Source organism: Paenibacillus sp. 01T422, assembly GCF_056398785.1.
On the sequence record NZ_JBFTQB010000725.1, the window covers coordinates 1 to 3,410 of the forward strand.

Annotated in this window: 4 protein-coding genes and 1 pseudogene; all 5 read left to right on the top strand. The window is 41.6% G+C overall.

All coding sequences use genetic code 11. From position 1 onward, the window contains the following. The first annotated feature begins 136 nt into the window (after positions 1-136). Positions 137-766, top strand: coding sequence for a CAP domain-containing protein (locus tag AC1DUA_RS29885; protein ID WP_477503201.1), 630 nt, complete (start codon positions 137-139; stop codon positions 764-766). Positions 767-1,009: 243 nt separating this feature from the next. Next, positions 1,010-1,189 (top strand): annotated as a pseudogene (locus AC1DUA_RS29890) (VOC family protein); the annotation flags it as partial. 192 nt (positions 1,190-1,381) lie between these two features. After that, positions 1,382-1,804: a DoxX family protein gene (locus tag AC1DUA_RS29895; protein ID WP_477503202.1), complete on the top strand. Its 423-nt coding sequence runs from the start codon at positions 1,382-1,384 to the stop codon at positions 1,802-1,804. 255 nt (positions 1,805-2,059) lie between these two features. Next, entirely contained in the window at positions 2,060-2,242 is a 183-nt protein-coding gene (locus tag AC1DUA_RS29900; RefSeq protein ID WP_477503203.1) for a hypothetical protein, read from the top strand. A gap of 206 nt (positions 2,243-2,448) precedes the next feature. After that, on the top strand, positions 2,449-2,997 hold the full coding sequence (locus AC1DUA_RS29905) for an HAD-IIIA family hydrolase (protein WP_477503204.1): 549 nt from the start codon (positions 2,449-2,451) through the stop codon (positions 2,995-2,997). Positions 2,998-3,410: the final 413 nt, after the last annotated feature.

Genomic DNA, 3,410 nt, shown 5'->3' on the forward strand with positions numbered 1-3,410 from the left:
ATTTGATATCGTTACACTATTTGATATCGTTACACTTTGACGGTTCAGAGGAGGGATTGTTATTAAACCATTGGTCATAATAGCAGCATTACTACTAGTTACTGGTTGTTCGAGTAATAATTCGACAAACAATCAAATGAATGCTAAACAAACGAAGCTTGAAACTCATGCTCCTAATGCTGCTTCAACGTCAACCCTAACGCAAGCATCATCCATTTCTACTGCGGGTGCAGGGAAATCACCGATTACGATTAAMCAAGTACCCAATGAAGCTTCGAATTGGCTGGATTGGTTCCAAGGCAACTATGCACCAGCAGAAAGCCCAGCGAATCAAGTTGTAAATCCACAACAGTCCGCCAGTCCTCAACAGTCCGCTAATCCTCAAGAGTCCGTAAATCCATCCCAATCTGAGCAGCAAGTCTTGGATCTGGTGAATCAAGAAAGAACGAAAGCAGGCTTGAATTCCCTTAGCTTGAACAGTAGTCTCTCGAAAGTAGCAATGGCTAAGGCTCAGGATATGTACAACAATAATTATTTTGATCATCAGTCTCCGACTTATGGATCCCCGTTTGATATGATGACTGCATTCGGGGTCACATATAACTCTGCAGGGGAAAACATCGCCAAAGGCCAGGGGAGCCCGACGGAAGTGATGAACCAATGGATGAACAGCCCTGGTCATCGTGCCAACATCCTGAATAGCAGCTACACCCAAATCGGGATAGCTTACTATAACGGCGAGTGGGTTCAAGAATTTATTGGCTAGTAGATCAAGGACTTCAAAAAAGAGTGCAGAATACGCCGCGGATTTAAGTTCTTGTCAATCCGACACAAAAAAACATATCCGCTAGCCAACCATACCCCAAGAGACAGGCGCTGCCAGTCTCGCAAGACCAAAAAGCCAGACTTCKGGTCTGGCTTTTTGGATGCTTATTTGGATTTGTCGAGTGACAAGAAAATAGTCCGATAACTATCCGCAGAAAATGCGGTTTTTTTATTTTATCGCTGCGGTTTAGCCTTTGAGAGCCGAGAGAAGGTAGATGAAATCGTGAATACTGCGGTCTCCTTAGGCGGGAAATCGTACGAAGAACCTGAGGATTATGGATTCATGTATCATTGGGCCTTCGAGGACTTGGACGGCCATATGTGGGCAATCAACTACATGAACACGGATGCAGCTCAAGGTTAAGGATAACGGAGTGCGCACTCATACTTGGATTAACAATGGAAGACGCCGGGTACTTTCCCAGGCGTCTTCTTCGCAATGATTAGTTTTGTTCGGTTTTCAATAAAAAGTATCATTTTTTGATACATTCAGCAAATAGAATCAATCTTGTAAAAGATAAAGGCTGACGGGCAAGAGAAATAAAGGAGGAAACAAATGAGCAAGATTGCTGATGAGGTAACAATCTCAAAAGAAGAAACCCGCCCCAATCAAAAAGTTATCACTTATTGGGTTGCCACTGTGCTGCTTGCATTCGTTGAGGGGAGTGGAGGAATCGGGGAATTAACCCATCAATGGGGAACTCTCGATACAGTGAAGATAGTAGGGTATCCTGTGTACTTTTTGACCATTCTCGGGATTTGGAAAGTACTTGGGACGATAGCCATCCTCGTGAGGGGATTTTTGCGGCTTAAGGAATGGGCGTATGCAGGCATGTTCTTTGGAATGACAGGTGCTGCTGTATCTCATGCATTCGTGGGGGACTACGGAGCTTATGCGTACCATATTTGGAGCACTCTTGCTCTTGCTATCCTAGTTCTTGTTTCATGGGCGCTGCGTCCGAAGAGCCGCAAACTTTAAGGAAGCGATGAAATGATCAACCGTCTTGTCTTGAAATTACGCTGTCTTTAACCATCCATTCAAAGAGGGGAGAAGGTGATCTGAACGAGAAAATCTAATTAAAGAGCTGTCCAATGACACAAAAGTACCTACATAAACCAGCTTGAGAAAGTTTGTGAAATCAAGCTTTTATTTTTTTTAGCGCCTACATTATAGGATTCTGAATCTTGTAGTACAATTAAACGAACCATATTCATTCTTCCGAAGGGACTAATTATGAATGTTGTGAAAGCTACAAAAGGTGATCTGAACGCATGGTTGGAAATGGCTGCTGAAGTTGAAGACTTATTTGGCCCAATGATAAGCGATCCAAGATTTATTCAAGCTATAAATCAAGAAATGAAAGCAGCTGGCATACGATTGCAGATGAATTCCATGGTTGGTCTAACAATAAATTAGCAATAACATGTGATGAATTTTTGAAATGGGACAACCATGTGGAAAACTAGAGACTACTTCCCCAAAATGTGCCGTTTATTGAACTAACGAATAATGGAGGCTGCCGGCATAAACGGCGGCCTCCATTATTCGGTTAGTGGGCAGGATAATTCGAATGATTTAGAGAATTACCCAATATATGTTAAATGCACATTAGGGGGATTCCTTTGAAAATTCAAGCTGTTTTTATTGACCGTGATGGAACATTAGGTGGAAACGGTCACTTTATTCATCCTCAAGACTTTGAGTTATTCCCTTCATCTCTAGCAGCATTGCAATTATTAAAAGAACATGGAATTAAAATATTTGCCCTTACTAATCAACACAACATATCTAAGGGATTGGCGACAGAATTAGAATTTCAAAAAGAATTTGATAGTTATGGATTCGATGCAGCATATATATGTCCTCATGAGCCAGAAGAAGGCTGTGAGTGTCATAAACCACGACCTGGGATGCTTCAGAGGGCTGCTGCTGATTATAAACTAGATCTGACACATTGCGTTGTTATTGGTGATGTGGGTTCAACAGATATGCTGGCAGCTGCTGCAGTAGGAGCCAAAAGAATTCTTGTAGAGACAGGCTGGGGTAAACAGTCTTTAGAAAAATACCGTCACAAATGGTACGAGCATGCATCTCCAGATTTTATTGCGAAGGACCTATTAGATGCAGTGATCTGGTTAGTTAGTAACATTTACAGACAAGAGCAGGTATGACTCGCTAAGCCAATGCTGAACGAAAGATAAACAGTGAAGGATTACCGAGTAGCAGCCCTTCACACCCTGCTAACGAGCAGATATCCATATACTGAAGGAAGTGTAGAAAAGGATTTAAGGTACTACAAAAAGATAGTACTCCCCAAAAAGAAAGTACAAATGTTAAAATTCCCTTATAATACCGTGAAGCACAGAAAAAGATGGACGTTGAATATATATGTAGGTTGCCTAATCTTCCAGTAACAAACCTGATTATTTTTATCTGATTCAGAGAGGTGAGAATATGGAGACGAACGGTGTCCATGTATTTAAATATTTGAAGTATGTATCTGAAACAACCGATCAGAAGGCGATCCTTCGCAATTTAATGGAAGCCTACGGGAGTGCTGTTTGGAATTATGCATATACTATTT